The sequence below is a fragment of the Halomonas sp. TP35 genome (assembly GCF_052375975.1).
GTDB lineage: Bacteria > Pseudomonadota > Gammaproteobacteria > Pseudomonadales > Halomonadaceae > Vreelandella > Vreelandella citrativorans.
Genome location: NZ_JBQSUZ010000005.1, coordinates 197,713 through 214,020 on the forward strand (window position 1 = coordinate 197,713; position 16,308 = coordinate 214,020).

The following is a 16,308-nucleotide window of genomic DNA, read 5'->3' on the forward strand; positions in this document are numbered from 1 at the left end:
CCTTTATTTGGCCCGGAGTCCTGAATGCACATCGCTCTACTGTCACGTAATCGCAACTTGTACTCTACGCGTCGCCTCATCGAGGCTGCTGAGCAGCGTGGGCACTCGGCCCGCGTTGTTGATACGTTGCGCTGCTACATGAGTATTGCATCTCACCACCCTTCTATTCACTACAAGGGTCAGGAAATTGAGCCATTCGATGCTGTCATTCCGCGCATTGGCGCCTCAGTAACGTTCTATGGCTGTGCGGTACTGCGTCAGTTTGAAATGATGGGTACCTACGTTATTAATGACTCCGTTGCGATTACTCGTTCCCGTGACAAGCTGCGCTCGCTCCAGCTGCTTTCGCGCAAGGGACTTGGGCTGCCGATTACCGGCTTTGCCCATTCTCCGGATGATATTCCGGACCTGATTACCATGGTTAAAGGCGCCCCACTGGTCATCAAACTGCTGGAAGGCACCCAAGGCATCGGCGTTGTGTTGGCTGAAACCAACCAGGCCGCTGAATCGGTGATTCAAGCGTTCATGGGCATGAAGGCCAATATCATGGTTCAGGAGTACATCAAGGAAGCTCGCGGCGCGGATATTCGCTGCTTTGTTATTGGTGATAAAGTCGTCGCTTCCATGAAGCGCCAGGCAGCAGAAGGCGAGTTCCGTTCTAATTTGCACCGGGGCGGCACGGCCAGTGTTATTCGCATTACGCCGGAAGAGCGCTCAACGGCCATTCGGGCAGCCAAAGCCATGGGCCTACGCGTTGCGGGGGTCGATCTTTTACGCTCTAACCACGGGCCGGTCATTATGGAAGTCAATTCCTCACCAGGCCTTCAGGGCATCGAGAACTCAACCGGCAAAGATATTGCAGGCTTGATCATTGAACATATTGAAAAAAATGCCTCTCCAAATCGTAAAGCGCCTCCCAAGCCTAAAGGCTAAGGAAAAAAACCAAAAATAATCCGTATGAGGGGTGGCAAATATTCGCCGCCCCCCCCACAATCTGCGTCACCGAAGGAGGTAGACGCTCATGTTTCTCGACAATCGCCAAGTGGCGATGGACAGTGTGTTAGAAGCGCTGGCCGACAGCATTGATTATTTCCAGGACAATATCGAACGCCTGCGTCCCTCGCTGCGCGAGGCGCTGAAGCCGCACTATACCGCGCGCTTAAAGCAGATGCGCTCTCTCCAGGAGCTTGCACGGGCACATTTAAAGATGCTGCCGCGAGATGCTGACGTTGAACGCGATGATTTTTTATGGCTGTGGAGCCGTCTAAAAAGCTTTGTGGGCAACGATAGCCAGGTACTAATCAATGAGCTGTTAGAGCAAGAGCGTGTTTTGATGCAGGCACTATCTACCCTGTTTACCCATCCACTACCCGACCCCATTGAGCCGGTGGTGGATGAGTGCATGCAGGAGTGCCGTAAGCTCATTCGCGAGCTTTACACGCTGCAAAAACGTAAAGCAAAGCGCTAAGCTTTATAAGACTTGCTCTGGTTCCAGCCTATCAAGCGTCGGCGCAGTGAATGGCACGACGTTTTGAAGCTCAATGGGTTCGGGTGGGCCTAAAAAGTAAGGCTGCCGATTCCATATATAGATATCGCCCAGCGTCGCTACTCGCGCCAACCATTCGCGTGCCCTCAAACGCCACTCATCGGCTGCAGGACTCTCTTCTGCAACGCATCCGGTCACATCCAACCCAAGTGCACGACCAATAAATATCGCGCGCGGTAAATGCCAGCTTTGGGTCACCAAAAGCGCCTGCTCCAGCTGAAAAACATCGCGGGCTCGCGCCAGCGTGTCGTAGGTGCTAAACCCCGCAAAATCCATGGTGAGCTGCTCAGCAGGCACGCCGCGTCGATGCAGATCACGCCACATGGCACGCGGCTCGTTATATGCTTGGGTACGATTATCCCCCGACAGCAACAAATGAGACACGCGCTGCTCGTTGGCAAGCAGGGCCGACGTACGCATGCGGGCATGAAAATGCGGGTTACGCAGGCCGCTGCGAGTCCAGTGGGAGGTACCAAATACAATTCCCACATCCGCAGGGCGACACTCAAGCACCTGGTTTTCAATGTAGCGTTCTGTGCTACCCACTACCCATAAATTACCACCTACAAATACCAATGTCGCCAGCAGCAATAAAGCTCCTAGCGACATTAGCAGGCGTTTGATCCACCTTAGCAACACGCTGTGCACCCGGCGATCCTGATGCGCCTAGAACATACCAAGCTCAAGTTTCGCCTCGTCGCTCATCATGTCACGGCTCCAGGAAGGGCTGAATACAATCTCGGTATGAACCTTGCTAATCTGGGGTGCTCCGAGAATTTTATTACGTGCATCCGCCGCAATGACATCCCCCATCCCACAGCCAGGAGCGGTCAGCGTCATACGGATCGTCACGACCTGCTCGCCCGTAATCAGTCGCTCAATACGGCACCCATACACTAGCCCGAGATCCACGATATTCACCGGAATTTCTGGATCAAAGCAGGTGCGTAGCTGGTCCCACACAAACTGCTCTATTTCTTCTTCGCTGGCATTTTCGTGCAGGGTCGGTCGCGGTAACGCCTCAAGCCCCAAGGCATCTAAATTGCGCCCTTCTATGAGATAGAGACGCCCCTCAAAGCCAACACTGACCGAGCTGCCCTTGGCTTGCATCACGCTAACAACGCTATCTTCCGCCAGGATATCCGTTTTCCCAAAGGGAATCGCAATAGCTTCCACGTCACGCTGAAGTGGCAGTTTCTGGCCCCGCTCAAGGCTCGCGATTTGCTCGATGTCCATAGCTTTCTCGTTACTCATAGATTGCCTTAACGCACCATACCAATAACGCGATTGAGAGCGGCAATAAATACATCCACTTCTTCGAGAGTATTATACGCCGCAAACGATGCTCGGCACGTAGCATCCACGCCAAAGTGTTGAAGTAGCGGCTGCGCGCAGTGATTGCCGGTACGAATGGCGACGCCTAACTGATCGATCAACAGGCCAATATCCTGAGAGTGTGCACCGTCAACGACAAACGATAGCACCCCAGCCTTGTGCGGCGCGGTTCCCAAAATCCGCAGTCCATCAATGCGTTTTACGCCTTGGGTGGCATGCTCAAGCAATACTCCCTCCCACTCACCAATTGCCGCGACGCCAATACCTTCGACCCACTCAAGTGCGCGGTCCAAGGCGATGACTTCAGCAATGGCGGGTGTGCCCGCCTCAAACTTATGCGGAATATCCGCAAAGGTAGTGCCAACGTCAAAGGAGACCGTCTTGATCATCTCACCACCGCCTTGCCAGGGCGGCATGGCTTCAAGCAACGCCTGCTTACCGTACAGTACGCCGACGCCTGTTGGCCCGTAAACCTTGTGGCCAGAGAAGGCGTAAAAGTCGGCATCAATCGCTTGCACATCCACTTTCTGATGGGGTACCGCCTGTGCGCCATCAATCAGAATGACCGCACCGTGCTGGTGGGCAAGCGCCGCCATCTCTTTAACCGGATTAATGGTTCCCAGTGCGTTAGACACATGGTTAACGGCGACCAGTTTAGTGCGCTCGCTTAATAGCGCACGGTAAGCCGCCATATCCAGTGCACCCGTTTCATCAACCGGAATCACCTTAATGGTAAAACCACGCTCAGCAGCCAATAGCTGCCACGGTACAATATTGGAGTGATGCTCAAGCAGTGAGATTAATACCTCATCACCTGCTGCGAGGTGGGTGCGACCCCAGGATTGAGCCACCAGATTAATGGCTTCCGTCGTGCCACGCGTGAAGATAATCTGACGCGCCTCTTCAGCATTGAGAAACGCTTTAACGCGCTGGCGTGTGCCTTCATACGCCACCGTCGCCTCATCGGCCAGCGTATGCAGGCCGCGGTGAATATTCGCGTTATAGCGAGAGTAGTAATCGCTAAACACGTCTATCACCTGCTGAGGCGTCTGGCTGGTGGCAGCGTTATCCAAATAGACCAGCGGCTTACCATGCACTTCCCGACGAAGGATCGGGAAATCATTGCGTAGTGCCATGACGTCAAAAGGTGCCTGGCCGTTCGCTGTCGCTTTCTCAAGTACCGTAGACGACATTCATCACTCCTTATTAGGCCGTAAAGCTTAGTCGTTGAGCGCGACGGCCGTTTCTACCAGGCCAGCCAGGTTAAAGCGTTCCGGCAATTTACCGGCAACCGCAAGCTCTACACGCTCAGCGATTTCATCCAGCGCCACTTTATCCAGCACTTCACCAGCAAAGGCCAAGGTCAACAGCCCCCGCGCCGTTGCCTCATCGATACCGCGCGTACGCAGCGCGTAAATAGCCTCTTCATCCAGCTGACCGGTCGTCGTGCCGTGAGAGCACTTCACATCGTCGGCATAAATTTCAAGTTCAGGCTTGGCATCAATCTGGGCGCGATCAGACAGCAGCAAGTTCTGATTGCTCTGAAAACCTTCAATCTTCTGGCTATCGCGCTTAACGTACACCTTGCCGTTAAACACGCCATGCGCACGGTCATCCAGAATGCCTTTGTAGTTCTCGTTGGAGAACGTCAAGGGCGCGTTATGATTGACCTTGGTGTGGTTGTCCACATGTTGGCGACCCTGACCGAAGAAAAGACCAAAGAAGTTGGTTTCAGCACCCTGACCATTAAGGTCACTGATCAGGTCGTTACGCACCAGCGCGCCACCCAGATTCAGGTTATACGAGGTGTAACGGCTATCACGCCCCTGCTCAACGTGCATACTGGCAACATGCATGTCGTTAAGCGGTGCTTCCTGAAGCTTGTAGTGGTTCAGAATAGCGCCGCGGTCCAACATAAACTCGCCCACGACGTTGGTGAAGTTAGCCGCGTCCTGATCACCGCAGTAGTGTTCAATCAGGGTGGCTTCACTGCGACCACCTGCCTCGACCAGAATACGCGGATGGCTCATCACCGGCGCACTGTTCGCCTTGGAGAGAAACTGCAGCAAGATAGGCTTATCGACCACCGTACCTGGCGCGATGCGAACCACAGCGCCCTCTTCCATAAACGCGGCATTCAGTGCCGCGAAGGGAGAAAAATCCACGCTAGTTAAGCGACCAAGCGGGCCGCCCACGGCTTCGTGATTTTCAGCAAGCGCTTTTGACAGCGGCACGACATGAATGCTCTGGGGCAGTGCATCGACATCCGACAGCGCCGGGGCGTAAACGCCATCAACAAACGTTAACCGATAAGCCGCGACAGGTAGCGTTAACGCTGCTGCCTGAGCGGGTGAGTAGTCGGCATTATCGGCCAGCGCAAAGTTACCCTGAGCGATGGTGCGAACATCGGTATATTTCCACTCTTCATCACGGCGTGTAGGAAAGCCCAGCGCTTCAAAGCGAGCAGCGCCCGCCTGGCGACGCGCGGCAATCCAAGATGGCTCCGCTTCGCGCTGCTGGCTACGCGCTTTTAGCGTGTCCAGAAAGGTTTGCGTATCGCTCATGCCACAGACTCCTCAATACCTTCGTATCCATTGGCCTCTAGCTCTTTGGCAAGCTCGGCATCACCGGTTTTAACAATACGGCCGTCAACCAGGACGTGGACTTTATCAGGAACGATATAGTCAAGCAGGCGCTGATAGTGGGTTACCAACAGAATCGCGCGCTCTTTGGCACGCAGGCTGTTAACACCGTCGGCGACCACTTTCATGGCGTCGATATCAAGGCCGGAGTCGATCTCATCCAGCATGGCGAGTTTAGGCTGAAGCACCAGCATTTGGAGAATTTCATTGCGCTTTTTCTCGCCGCCAGAGAAGCCTTCGTTAACCGCGCGCTGCAGGAAGCTTGCGTCCATTTTCATAGAGCCAAGCTTCTCTTTCACCAACTTCATAAACTCAGGTGCCGGCATATCTTCTTCACCGCGCGCCTTGCGCTGGGCGTTCAGCGCTGACTTCAGCAGGTAAATATTCTTTACCCCGGGGATCTCAACCGGGTACTGGAAACCCAACAGCAGGCCTGCCTGGGCGCGCTCTTCAATTTCCATCTCAAGTACGTCTTTACCTTCAAAGGTGATGCTGCCCTGGGTGACTTCATAGCCATCTTTACCTGCAATCACCGCTGACAGGGTTGATTTACCCGCGCCGTTAGGCCCCATGATGGCGTGTACTTCACCGGCGTTGATGGTCAGGGTAAGTCCTTTAAGAATCTGCTTGTCTTCAACGGTGACGTGTAAATCAGTTACTTGCAACATAGTCATAAACCTTCTAATTCTGGCGAGTCGCTGGCGCGACGCGTATCAAAGTAATGTGTACGGCAATCCGGCTAAACGATTAGCCTACCGCGCCTTCCAATGTCACGTTCAAGAGCGCTTCAGCCTCTACCGCGAACTCCATCGGTAGCTCCTGGAAAACATCTTTACAGAAACCGTTAACAATCATACTGACCGCATCTTCCTCGGAAATACCCCGGCTCCGGCAGTAGAACAGCTGGTCTTCACCAATTTTTGAGGTGGTGGCTTCATGCTCAATCGTTGCCGTGCTATTACCGATTTCCTGATACGGGAAGGTGTGAGCGCCACACTTGTCGCCAATCAACAGTGAGTCACACTGCGTGAAGTTACGCGCCCCTTTGGCACGCGGGCCAATTTTCACCAGGCCACGATAGGACTGGTCGCTCTTACCTGCCGAAATACCTTTGGCCACGATATAGGAGCGCGTGCCTTCACCAATATGGATCATCTTGGTGCCGGTATCGGCCTGCTGACGCCCGTTAGTAACGGCAACGGAGTAGAACTCGCCAATGCTGTCTTTACCGCGCAGCACGCAGGAAGGATATTTCCAGGTAATGGCCGAGCCGGTTTCGACTTGGGTCCAGCTAATACGTGAACGTGCGCCACGGCAGTCGCCACGTTTGGTCACGAAGTTATAGATGCCGCCCTTACCGTTCTCATCACCAGGGTACCAGTTCTGAACGGTAGAGTATTTGATGTACGCATCATCTAATGCGACAAGCTCAACAACGGCCGCGTGCAGTTGGTTCTCATCACGCATCGGCGCGGTGCAACCTTCCAGATAAGAGACTTGAGCACGGTTTTCGCAAATGATCAGCGTACGCTCAAACTGACCGGTATTGGCCGCATTGATACGGAAGTACGTCGATAGTTCCATAGGGCAGGTAACGCCTTCAGGAACAAATACGAACGAGCCGTCGGTAAACACGGCTGAGTTAAGCGCGGCAAAGTAGTTATCGGCCACCGGCACGACGGTACCCAAATACTGCTTGATCAGCTCGGGGTAATCGCGGATTGCCTCAGAAATGGAGCAGAAGATAACACCGGCTTCAGCCAGTTCCTTTTTAAAGGTCGTCGTTACGGATACTGAATCGAAAACCGCATCGACTGCAACGCCAGCAAGCGCCGCCCGCTCGTGTAGCGGAATCCCCAGTTTTTCATAGGTTTCCAGCAGCTTGGGGTCGACCTCGTCGAGGCTTTGCGGGCCATCTTCGGGGCGTTTGGGCGCGCTGAAGTAGGAAATCGCTTGGTAGTCGATAGGCGGATAATCAAGGTGCGCCCAGGAAGGCTCTTTCATGGCCAACCACTGGCGGTAAGCGTCAAGACGCCATTCAAGCATCCACTCCGGCTCGCCCTTCTTCTTGGAGATAAACGCGATAGTGTTTTCGTCCAGACCAGGTGGAAGCGTGTCGCTTTCAATATCGGTTACAAAGCCATCTTTGTATTCGCGACGAACCAACTGTTCCATTTCTTCGGTTGCCATGGTGTTACCCTCCGGGCAGTTGGTGGCGAGCACCGCTCGCCGTCAATTATAAATAAATGCGTATCAACGCTTATCGGGATTTGCGTATGTTCAGATTTATGCAGATACCGCCGATAGATTGATACTTTGAATTGGTAATTGTACGGGTAGCTTGAGAGGCGATGATGCCGCCAAATGAGCTAACGTTACGCTTTCAAGCAGGGTACGAATCGCGAGCGATACACGCTGCCAATTGTCGGCCACACCACACGTTGCGACTAACTCGCACTCTCCCTGGGCATGACTACACTCGGTCATCGCGACAGGGCCTTCAATCGCCGCAATAATATCCGCTGCGGTAATTTGTGACGCGGGTCTGGCAAGCCGGTAACCGCCTTGCGCCCCTCGCTGTGACGCTAAAAGCCCCGCGCGGACCAACATCTTAAGCGTTTTGCTTACCGTTGGGTGCGGTAGCTGTACGTCTTCCGCCAAGTCAGCTGCCGTATGCGATGCCTCTGGGTGACGCGCAATTTGTGCCATCACAACAGCGGCGTAATCTGTCAGCCGAGAAAGCTTGAGCATAGCGACTCCCGTTAGCCAGAAAATCATCAGGCTGGCTTGCGTGTTAATTGGGTACCATTTTAGTCCTGTATAAAATCGATGTGAAGCCCTATTGCCCAATCCTTGGAAAATTGCGTCAATTTCTGGCACGTTCGCTGCCGTTACCATCAAAAACAGCAATCATTATCATTTAAAAAATTTATGGGCTACTCCCACAAAAAAGCCCATCCACCAGGGATAGGCTCGTTATGGATAAGCACTCGATTAACTGAGCATCAGGCTTTTTTAACAAATTCAGATTTAAGCTTCATGGGGCCAATGCCATCAACTTTACAGTCGATATCATGATCACCTTCAACAATACGAATACTTTTGACCTTCGTGCCGACCTTAACGACCAACGAGCTACCTTTGACCTTTAAATCTTTAATAACGGTCACACTATCGCCGTCAAAAAGGGGATTGCCGTTCGCATCACGTACGCTGGGAGTATCGTCAGTGGCATCAGCATCCACCGTTTTCGACCACTCATTACCACATTCCGGGCAGACGTACTGCAAGCCGTCATCGTAGGTAAACGTTGAGGCGCAAGCAGGACAATTAGGTAATTCGTTCATCAATGGCTCCATCACAAAAACCAGCAAAGCGATGGAGCCTACACCGGTTAGGCAAAATGCTCCAGTCCAAGGGGGCATTAGCCCCGCTGGTAGGTGCCTACAAGCCGGTCAATTCCCAATACGTGCGGCTCTACCTTCTCAAATAGCGCCGCGACACTTAGACCTTTTGGCAGATCCATTGACTGATCCAAAGCAAGCACTAAAAAGTAGTAAAGGTGCTTACCATGCCCTTCTGGGGGCATAGGACCGCCGTAGCCCTGCTTGTCGAAGTCGTTATTGCCACAAGTGCCCAGTTGAGTGTTTTCATCCAGCCCGGCAATATCGCCGGGCAGGTTATAAAGAGTCCAGTGAACAAACCCGTAGCGGCCATCTTTTACCAGCGGCGCATCGGGGTCGTGGCAAATAACCGCAAACCCTTTTGTACCTTCAGGTACGTTATGCCACTCAAGAGGAGGCGATATATCATCGCCCTCCCCGGTATAGCGGGCAGGAATCGCCTGATGCTGCTCAAAAGCGGTGCTGGTGACTTCCATTGATGACAGAGCAAATGCCATAAGTTTCTCCCTGGTTAGCCAATCACTATGTCTACAGAGTGGTAGTAAATATCCAAGGCATCAACGTTAATTCAGATAACTCGCGTTGCGTTGCCACCACTGCTGCGCAATTACCACATTTTCTGCGTTGCTCTCGGGGCTCAGCACGGAGGGTAGCTGCACATAATTCCCACCGGTTTTAGACGTTAACAGCGGATCTTGTGTTGCCAGTTGAAGCGCGTAAAGCACCAGCATTTGTTCGTACTCATCCTGGGTATTCAAGCGCGCATACAAAAGTGGCACTGCGGGTAATCCAATATCACCTAACCGCTCAGCGGCAATATAAAAGGTCCGGCGGTTATCCTGGTCGCCGTAATAGGAAACGAAGCGGCGATCAGAAAGCCGGCTCACATAGTAAGCGGCCTCTTCTTCAGGGCTCATGTACAGCGGCGGCACCCAGTCAGTCGCCGATACACTGCTGGTACTTGCAACGGGTGCTGCCTGAACAGGCTCATCATTCGCTTGAGGTGCGGTCGATGTCGCCCTGTGTTGCTTGCCTGCACACCCTGCCAATAGCACACTCCCAAGTAGCAGGACACATAACATGTTTTGCTTTATTTTCATGTTTCCTATGGGCTCCCCATGCAAATTACCACCATCATTTTTAAGACCAGCGACCCTGCTGCTTTAAGCGTCGTTTTACCCAGCCATCATAGAGCTTCCTTAACCCTGGTTTAATCACCGGCAGGCCGATCAACCACGCAACCGGGCGTAAAAAGACAACCCGAGCCATTAACAGGCGATAGGCATCAATGCCTTCTACTATATCCCCATCAGCCTGCTCAACATGCAGCGACTTTAACGCAGTGTCAGGTTCTATACCCTTCTCTTGCAGTGTATGCCGGTGCTCACTGACATCACACCAACGAATATCGCTTGCCCCCTCTCCTGCCCAATGCTCATAACGCTGCCTGTCTTTGCGGCAGCGGGGACAAACCGCATCGTAATAGACCTTAATTGTGTTGTCAGTGGGCATATAATACTCGGAGCGGACATTGAGGGGGTAAGTGTGGCACGTCGGTGGCACGACGCAATGCTAGTGATCCATCAGAGTAAGCGCGGCGTCTTTATGCATCGCAACATGATCGGTTTTGTCGCTTTTGATTTCATACTGCGGCTCCTCCTCACTGGCATAACGGTGATGACCTTTGTAGGTCGTATCCTGCGTATGTACGCGAGAGATATGCCCGCTTACATAGCCAGCCTCTGAGTTCCATTTTATGTGATCGCCAACCTTGAAGCGCTTAGCCATTCTTCACTCCTATTGTTCTCCACCTCTATCGTTCTCCCCCCTATCATTCCCCATCCCTATCAGAATTTGGTTCACTGAACCTTAAGTGTAGATGTACTCACTCATAGCGCTAAGTATTCACCTGAGACGACACACGGGAGACAGGTTGCTACCCTACCATCAGGTAGACGCGCCGCTCTAAAGAATGGCTGCTTGCCTTTGCGTGTCCTTACTTCATCAGATAAGAGGCAGCCATGGCGGAATGCAAAAAACTGCTGATCATTGCGCACGCACCTTCCGAGAACACACAAAAGATGCTGAAGGCTGTGGTACACGGCGCGTCCCATCCTGACGTGGAAAAGGTGGTGGTAACATCGCTCACCCCGCTTGAAACACAACCGGACGATATTCTTTCAGCCGATGCGATTATTCTCGGCACCACTGAAAATCTGGGCTATATGGCAGGGCTAGTGAAGGACGTATTTGATCGATGCTACTACGCCTGCCTTGATAAAACCGAAGGTTTACCGTTCGCGTTTTATGTTCGGGCAGGCCACGATGGCACCGGCACTCAGCGTGGCATTGAGAGTATTACCACCGGGCTGCGCTGGCGACTCATACAAGAGCCGCTTATTTGCCGGGGCGACTTTCAGGCAGGCTTTATCGAGCAATGCGAGGAGCTGGGACTATCCGTGGCTGCCAGCCTGGAGGCTGGGATTATTTAAGGCGAAAAAAAACGACACCTTGATAGGTGCCGTTTATCAGTGCATAAGGCTGGTTACTTCAAGCGCTCAAATACCGTCGCAACCCCTTGCCCCATACCAATACACATGGTGGCCAGGCCCAACGTGGTGTCGCGCTGTTGCATAACGTTAAGCAGCGTGGTGCTGATGCGTGAGCCGGAACAACCCAGTGGGTGGCCCAGGGCAATCGCGCCACCGTTTAAGTTAACCTTTTCGTCCATGGCATCCAAAAAGCCCAGGTCTTTTAATACCGGCAGACTTTGCGCTGCAAAGGCTTCGTTAAGCTCGACAGTCTGGATATCATCCGACGAAAGGCCTGCGGCTTTCAGCGCCTTTTTAGAAGCCGGCACCGGGCCATAGCCCATAATCGATGCATCACAACCTGCCACACCGGTGGAAAGCACTTTAGCGATAGGCTCAAGCCCCAATGCTTGGGCACGCTCGTAGCTCATGATCGCCATGGCGGAAGCGCCCACGGAAAGCGCTGACGACGTGCCTGCCGACACGGTGCCGCTACGCGGATCAAACACCGGCTTAAGTTGGGCCATGGACTCAAGGCTTGCATCAGAGCGGATCACTTCATCGCTCTTGAACAGCACTTTAAAGCCGCGCTGGTCATGGCCTTCAACACCGACAATCTCGTTATCGAAGTAGCCTTTTTCCATTGCTGCCTGAGCACGCTGGTGCGAACGCACGCCAAACCGGTCCTGATCTTCCCGCGTAATACCGTACATCTTACCTAGTAGCTCGGCGGTCAGCCCCATCATCATGGAGGCTTTAGCGGCGTATTTGCTAATCGCAGGATTTACATCAACCCCATGCGCCATGGGCACATGTTCCATGTGTTCTACACCACCAATGATGTAGAAATCACCCATGCCCGCTTTGATATTCGCCGCCGCAATATGCAGCGCCGTCATGGAGGAGCCACATAGACGGTTAACGGTTTGAGCCGGTACCGAGCGTGGAATGCCGGTCATGATCGCCGCGTTGCGAGCAATGTTCATGGCTTGTTCAAGGGTCTGGTTAACGCAGCCCCAAATCACATCATCTACTTCTGAAGGGTCTAGATTGGGATTACGGGTAAACAACGCCTGCATGACAGCAGCGGACAGGTTTTCCGCACGAACGTTACGAAATGCGCCATGCTTGGCTTTTGCCATGGCGGTACGTACACCATCGACCACCACGATATCTCTGGGATTCAAACTCATCTTATTTCTCCTGTTCGCGGTGACTTAAGCCTGACCGGGGGCGGGATAAAACTGCTCATTGTTCGTCGCCATCTGGCGCAACTTCTCAGTCGGCGCATATAGCGGGCCGAGCTCTTCAGCCAGCTCTTCCGCCAGTTTGACGAACTCAGCCACGCCCATGGCGTCGATATAGCGCAGCGCGCCACCGCGGAAAGGCGGGAAACCAATACCGTAGATCAACGCCATATCCGCTTCGGCAGGCGTATCAACGATATTGTCTTCCAGACAACGAGCCGTCTCCATGCAGAGCGGCACCATCATGCGAGCAATAATATCCTCGTCGGAGAACTCTTTTTTGTCGCTAACCACTTCCTCGATTAACGCGTAGGCCTGCTCATCCGTTACTTTTTTGGGCTTGCCTTTTTTATCCTCTTCATAGGCATAAAAACCCTTGGCGTTTTTCTGGCCCAGACGCTCGTTTTCGTACATCACCTGGATTGCCGTTTTGCCTTCACGCGCCATGCGCACCGGGAAGCCTTCCGCCATGACGTCATTAGCGTGAACCGCCGTATCCATACCGACCACATCCAGCAGGTAAGCAGGCCCCATCGGCCAGCCAAACTTCTCCATGACCTTATCAACACGCTGGAAGTCGGCACCCTGCTCGACCAGGAAACTGAATCCGCCGAAATAGGGGAACAGCACACGGTTTACTAAAAAGCCGGGGCAGTCATTCACCACAATGGGCGTTTTCCCCATGGCGCGAGCGTAAGCCACCGTCGCCGCAACGGCTGCGTCAGAGGTTTTTTCACCACGAATAACTTCAACCAGCGGCATGCGATGTACAGGGTTAAAAAAGTGCATGCCACAGAAATTTTCAGGGCGCTTCAGGTTCTGAGCCAAGCGGTTAATCGAAATGGTCGATGTGTTGGAGGTCAGGATCGTATTCTCTCCTACCATCTCTTCGACTTCGCTGAGCACCGCACCTTTTACCTTGGGGTTTTCAACAACCGCTTCAACTACCAAATCAACATTGCCGAAGTCGCCGTAGGAGAGCGTTGGGCGAATATTGGTCAGCTTTTCTGCCATTTGCTCACTGGTGAGTTTTTTACGCTCAACCTGCTTGGCAAACAGCTTACGGGACTCTTTCAGGCCCAGCTCAATGGCTTCATCCTTGATGTCTTTCATCAAGATAGGCGTGCCTTTAGAGGCGCTTTGGTAAGCGATACCACCGCCCATTATACCGGCGCCCAACACGGCCGTTTGCTTAACAGGCTGCGCCAGCTTTTCATACTTGCTGGCTTTCTTTTTGACGACCTGATCGTTCATAAACAGACCGACCAGGTTAAACGCTACGCTGCTTAGCGCAAGCTTGGCAAAGGCTTTCGCCTCAATGGCCTGGGCGCGACTGCGCTCTTCACCCGCACCTTTTTGAATAACCTTGATAGCTTCAATAGGCGCTGGATAGTGAGGGCCCGCTTTGCCGGCGACATACCCTTTGGCCGTTTCAAACGCCATCATTTGTTCGATAGCATTGAGCTTTAAGGGGCCTTTTTTCTCTGCGCGGCGCGCCTGGTAATCAAGCTCGCCAGCGTTAGCGCGGTCGAGTATGTCTAGCGCCGCCTCCTCTAGCTGCTCGGGCGTGACCACTGCATCGACAGCACCTACTTTCAGTGCCGCATCGGCACGGTTTTCAGTGCCACCGGCAATCCATTCAATCGCGTTGTCAGCGCCAATCAAGCGTGGCAAGCGTACACAACCACCCCAGCCCGGCAAAATGCCCAGTTTGGTTTCCGGCAGGCCAATTTTAGCTTTTTCGCTCATCACGCGAAAATCAGTGGTGAGCAGCACTTCGCACCCGCCACCCAAGGCAAGGCCATTAATAGCGGCAACGGTTGGAAAAGGGAGATCTTCAATCGCATTGAATATCTCGTGCACCTTGAGGTTCATCTCTTCAAGGTACGCTTCACCCTTGGTAAACAGGCTGTGAAACTCGGTGATATCCGCCCCGACGATGAATGCATCTTTGCCGCTGCCAATCATCAGGCCCTGCAAGTCGCTTTCCGCCTGAAGAGCGCGAACGGCTTCTCCCAGTTCGGTAACAACAGCGCTGGAAAGCTTGTTTACGGACTCATCTTTTAAATCAAAAATGAGCCGTGCGATATGATGGCCACCCAGGGTGTCACGACGCTCCACCGTGATGGCATTGCCTTGATAGATCATCCGTGCTCTCTCCACAAGTTTGAACTGGCGCCCCTGTCAGCAGTTTCTCAGCAGGCTCGCCGATATTTCATACGGTCGTTTGATAGCGTTAGCTTGGTTGAGTAATCGAACAACGTCAAGCCCTGACTTTTGGCTAATCCCTGCCAGGAAGTACACTTTCTCATCGACAAAATATTCCGTTATTAAGGACACATTAAGACGATTACCTACTGGGCATCGACTTTTTTCAGAAACCCATGGATCATGATTTTTTTCACTATGGGTCATATATTCATGGGCGCCCTGTTAACACCGACGCGCATAACAGCCATTCAGAACTTTACCGAGCGCCTGGTTGAGCGCATTAAACCCTGGAGCTGGCTATGGCCGCCCATGGCATTTTCGGCGGGAGTAGGCAGTTTTTTTCTGGTCGACCGTCAGCAGTGGCTAGGCGCGGCGCTAGCGCTGGGGCTGCTATTTACCTGGGCGCTTCTGCTTTCTGAAAGTTTAATTGGCCGCTGGCTGGCCAAGCGCGGCCACCCTACCCTGCACCGTGGCGCCACTACGTTTATTGCCCAAATGATTCACCAGGAGACACTGTTTTTTACCCTTCCGTTCATTTTAATTACTACGGTATGGAATAGCGGACAAACGCTGTTTGCTCTACTGGTCATTGGCATGTCGCTGTTATCAATTATCGACCCGCTTTATTACAAGGTAGCTGGCCGCTGGCGCAGCCTCTATTTTATTTTCCATGCGCTGTGCGTTTTTTTGGTGATGCTGGTAACGCTACCGATCATGCTCCATCTCACGACCGGACAAAGCCTTTTTTTAGCGATGTCTTTGATGGTACTGGTAGCGCTTCCCAGCTTTTGGCATTTACTCAAGCAGCGCTCGTTAAAACGCTGGTGCCTGTTTCTAGGGCTAGCACTTGCGCTTGCATATGCTGCCTGGATAGGCCGTATTTGGGTGCCGCCCGCAAGCCTTTGGTTGACCAGTAGTGCGCTTTCCCCTTCGCTTGATATTCAGCAGCGAGAACCGCAGGGTTCCATTGCGCTGACGCCGGACGCCATCCGTGAAAACGGCCTTTACGTGTATACCGCGATTCGCGCCCCACGAGGATTAAGCGAAACTATTTATCACGCTTGGCGTCACAACGGTGAACCGTTAGACACCGTCCGGCTGGACATTAGTGGTGGGCGTGAACAGGGTTATCGGGCATGGAGTCATAAGCTTAACTTTCCTGCTGACCCATCAGGTGACTGGCGAGTAGATATCATGACCGATAGTGGTCAACGCTTGGGGCTGATTCGTTTTACGGTATCGGAAGACTTACAAAAGGCCTCTAAAGCCGATAGCGCTATTCGCGCCAGCGGTTTAAGCAGACTTAATTTGCGTCGTTTTGTGCCAGGAAGCCGTGAACGTTCTGACACGCCGACAAGTGACTAAGTCCGCCTATGGCTTGCAATCCAAGCC

At 52.9% G+C, this 16,308-nt stretch carries 18 protein-coding genes; 4 read left to right on the forward strand and 14 right to left on the reverse strand.

Annotation, left to right across the window (positions count from 1 at the left end):
• Window positions 1-24 precede the first annotated feature (24 nt).
• Complete coding sequence (gene rimK / locus ACT3RU_RS08765) at window positions 25-933, forward strand: 30S ribosomal protein S6--L-glutamate ligase (protein WP_087111618.1); 909 nt, start codon at window positions 25-27, stop codon at window positions 931-933.
• An 88-nt stretch (window positions 934-1,021) separates the two neighbouring features.
• Window positions 1,022-1,468: a hypothetical protein gene (locus ACT3RU_RS08770; RefSeq protein WP_087111620.1), complete on the forward strand. Its 447-nt coding sequence runs from the start codon at window positions 1,022-1,024 to the stop codon at window positions 1,466-1,468.
• 3 nt (window positions 1,469-1,471) lie between these two features.
• Here the strand turns inward: ACT3RU_RS08770 and ACT3RU_RS08775 are convergent, their stop codons facing one another.
• From ACT3RU_RS08775 to ACT3RU_RS08830, 12 genes are all read right to left on the reverse strand, one after another.
• On the reverse strand, window positions 1,472-2,194 hold the full coding sequence (locus ACT3RU_RS08775; RefSeq protein ID WP_192527722.1) for a SanA/YdcF family protein: 723 nt from the start codon (window positions 2,192-2,194) through the stop codon (window positions 1,472-1,474).
• Between the two features lie 18 nt (window positions 2,195-2,212).
• Window positions 2,213-2,782, reverse strand: coding sequence for a putative Fe-S cluster assembly protein SufT (gene sufT, locus ACT3RU_RS08780; RefSeq protein ID WP_087111625.1), 570 nt, complete (start codon window positions 2,780-2,782; stop codon window positions 2,213-2,215).
• A gap of 26 nt (window positions 2,783-2,808) precedes the next feature.
• Window positions 2,809-4,074, reverse strand: coding sequence for a cysteine desulfurase (locus tag ACT3RU_RS08785; RefSeq protein WP_192527723.1), 1,266 nt, complete (start codon window positions 4,072-4,074; stop codon window positions 2,809-2,811).
• Between the two features lie 27 nt (window positions 4,075-4,101).
• On the reverse strand, window positions 4,102-5,445 hold the full coding sequence (sufD, locus tag ACT3RU_RS08790) for a Fe-S cluster assembly protein SufD (protein WP_087111629.1): 1,344 nt from the start codon (window positions 5,443-5,445) through the stop codon (window positions 4,102-4,104).
• On the reverse strand, window positions 5,442-6,191 hold the full coding sequence (gene sufC / locus ACT3RU_RS08795) for a Fe-S cluster assembly ATPase SufC (protein ID WP_087111631.1): 750 nt from the start codon (window positions 6,189-6,191) through the stop codon (window positions 5,442-5,444). The genes sufD and sufC overlap by 4 nt, the downstream gene beginning before the upstream one ends.
• A 79-nt stretch (window positions 6,192-6,270) precedes the next feature.
• On the reverse strand, window positions 6,271-7,713 hold the full coding sequence (gene sufB, locus ACT3RU_RS08800) for a Fe-S cluster assembly protein SufB (protein ID WP_172118324.1): 1,443 nt from the start codon (window positions 7,711-7,713) through the stop codon (window positions 6,271-6,273).
• A 96-nt stretch (window positions 7,714-7,809) separates the two neighbouring features.
• On the reverse strand, window positions 7,810-8,274 hold the full coding sequence (locus tag ACT3RU_RS08805) for an SUF system Fe-S cluster assembly regulator (RefSeq protein WP_172118325.1): 465 nt from the start codon (window positions 8,272-8,274) through the stop codon (window positions 7,810-7,812).
• A 254-nt stretch (window positions 8,275-8,528) separates the two neighbouring features.
• The gene (locus tag ACT3RU_RS08810; protein ID WP_087111636.1) at window positions 8,529-8,870 is read right to left on the reverse strand and encodes a zinc ribbon domain-containing protein YjdM; all 342 of its coding nucleotides are present in this window, start codon (window positions 8,868-8,870) and stop codon (window positions 8,529-8,531) included.
• 77 nt (window positions 8,871-8,947) lie between these two features.
• Window positions 8,948-9,424, reverse strand: coding sequence for a YbhB/YbcL family Raf kinase inhibitor-like protein (locus ACT3RU_RS08815; protein WP_192527724.1), 477 nt, complete (start codon window positions 9,422-9,424; stop codon window positions 8,948-8,950).
• 66 nt (window positions 9,425-9,490) lie between these two features.
• Window positions 9,491-10,027: a hypothetical protein gene (locus tag ACT3RU_RS08820; protein WP_192527725.1), complete on the reverse strand. Its 537-nt coding sequence runs from the start codon at window positions 10,025-10,027 to the stop codon at window positions 9,491-9,493.
• A gap of 40 nt (window positions 10,028-10,067) precedes the next feature.
• On the reverse strand, window positions 10,068-10,439 hold the full coding sequence (locus ACT3RU_RS08825; protein WP_192527726.1) for a thiol-disulfide oxidoreductase DCC family protein: 372 nt from the start codon (window positions 10,437-10,439) through the stop codon (window positions 10,068-10,070).
• Window positions 10,440-10,499: 60 nt separating this feature from the next.
• Window positions 10,500-10,715 (reverse strand): hypervirulence associated TUDOR domain-containing protein, encoded by a 216-nt coding sequence (locus ACT3RU_RS08830; RefSeq protein WP_192527727.1) that lies wholly within the window; start codon window positions 10,713-10,715, stop codon window positions 10,500-10,502.
• Between the two features lie 233 nt (window positions 10,716-10,948).
• Between ACT3RU_RS08830 and ACT3RU_RS08835 the strand changes: the two genes are divergently transcribed.
• Window positions 10,949-11,419, forward strand: coding sequence for a flavodoxin family protein (locus ACT3RU_RS08835; protein WP_192527728.1), 471 nt, complete (start codon window positions 10,949-10,951; stop codon window positions 11,417-11,419).
• A 53-nt stretch (window positions 11,420-11,472) separates the two neighbouring features.
• Here the strand turns inward: ACT3RU_RS08835 and fadA are convergent, their stop codons facing one another.
• Together fadA and fadB are read right to left on the reverse strand one after the other, a co-directional pair.
• Window positions 11,473-12,651 (reverse strand): acetyl-CoA C-acyltransferase FadA, encoded by a 1,179-nt coding sequence (gene fadA / locus ACT3RU_RS08840; protein ID WP_192527729.1) that lies wholly within the window; start codon window positions 12,649-12,651, stop codon window positions 11,473-11,475.
• Window positions 12,652-12,675: 24 nt separating this feature from the next.
• Window positions 12,676-14,853, reverse strand: coding sequence for a fatty acid oxidation complex subunit alpha FadB (fadB, locus tag ACT3RU_RS08845; RefSeq protein WP_192527730.1), 2,178 nt, complete (start codon window positions 14,851-14,853; stop codon window positions 12,676-12,678).
• A 273-nt stretch (window positions 14,854-15,126) separates the two neighbouring features.
• On the opposite strand from fadB, the gene ACT3RU_RS08850 reads away from it, so the two are divergent.
• The gene (locus ACT3RU_RS08850) at window positions 15,127-16,281 is read left to right on the forward strand and encodes a DUF5924 family protein (RefSeq protein ID WP_192527739.1); all 1,155 of its coding nucleotides are present in this window, start codon (window positions 15,127-15,129) and stop codon (window positions 16,279-16,281) included.
• Window positions 16,282-16,308 lie beyond the last annotated feature (27 nt).

Bases quoted from the DNA above. Each gene is read 5' to 3' on its own strand.
- rimK (WP_087111618.1), top strand. From the start codon at position 25: ATGCACATCGCTCTACTGTCACGTAATCGCAACTTGTACTCTACGCGT.
- ACT3RU_RS08770 (WP_087111620.1), top strand. From the start codon at position 1,022: ATGTTTCTCGACAATCGCCAAGTGGCGATGGACAGTGTGTTAGAAGCG.
- sufT (WP_087111625.1), bottom strand. From the start codon at position 2,782: ATGGACATCGAGCAAATCGCGAGCCTTGAGCGGGGCCAGAAACTGCCA.
- ACT3RU_RS08785 (WP_192527723.1), bottom strand. From the start codon at position 4,074: ATGTCGTCTACGGTACTTGAGAAAGCGACAGCGAACGGCCAGGCACCT.
- sufD (WP_087111629.1), bottom strand. From the start codon at position 5,445: ATGAGCGATACGCAAACCTTTCTGGACACGCTAAAAGCGCGTAGCCAG.
- sufC (WP_087111631.1), bottom strand. From the start codon at position 6,191: ATGTTGCAAGTAACTGATTTACACGTCACCGTTGAAGACAAGCAGATT.
- sufB (WP_172118324.1), bottom strand. From the start codon at position 7,713: ATGGCAACCGAAGAAATGGAACAGTTGGTTCGTCGCGAATACAAAGAT.
- ACT3RU_RS08805 (WP_172118325.1), bottom strand. From the start codon at position 8,274: ATGCTCAAGCTTTCTCGGCTGACAGATTACGCCGCTGTTGTGATGGCA.
- ACT3RU_RS08810 (WP_087111636.1), bottom strand. From the start codon at position 8,870: ATGAACGAATTACCTAATTGTCCTGCTTGCGCCTCAACGTTTACCTAC.
- ACT3RU_RS08815 (WP_192527724.1), bottom strand. From the start codon at position 9,424: ATGGCATTTGCTCTGTCATCAATGGAAGTCACCAGCACCGCTTTTGAG.
- ACT3RU_RS08820 (WP_192527725.1), bottom strand. From the start codon at position 10,027: ATGAAAATAAAGCAAAACATGTTATGTGTCCTGCTACTTGGGAGTGTG.
- ACT3RU_RS08825 (WP_192527726.1), bottom strand. From the start codon at position 10,439: ATGCCCACTGACAACACAATTAAGGTCTATTACGATGCGGTTTGTCCC.
- ACT3RU_RS08830 (WP_192527727.1), bottom strand. From the start codon at position 10,715: ATGGCTAAGCGCTTCAAGGTTGGCGATCACATAAAATGGAACTCAGAG.
- ACT3RU_RS08835 (WP_192527728.1), top strand. From the start codon at position 10,949: ATGGCGGAATGCAAAAAACTGCTGATCATTGCGCACGCACCTTCCGAG.
- fadA (WP_192527729.1), bottom strand. From the start codon at position 12,651: ATGAGTTTGAATCCCAGAGATATCGTGGTGGTCGATGGTGTACGTACC.
- fadB (WP_192527730.1), bottom strand. From the start codon at position 14,853: ATGATCTATCAAGGCAATGCCATCACGGTGGAGCGTCGTGACACCCTG.
- ACT3RU_RS08850 (WP_192527739.1), top strand. From the start codon at position 15,127: ATGGGCGCCCTGTTAACACCGACGCGCATAACAGCCATTCAGAACTTT.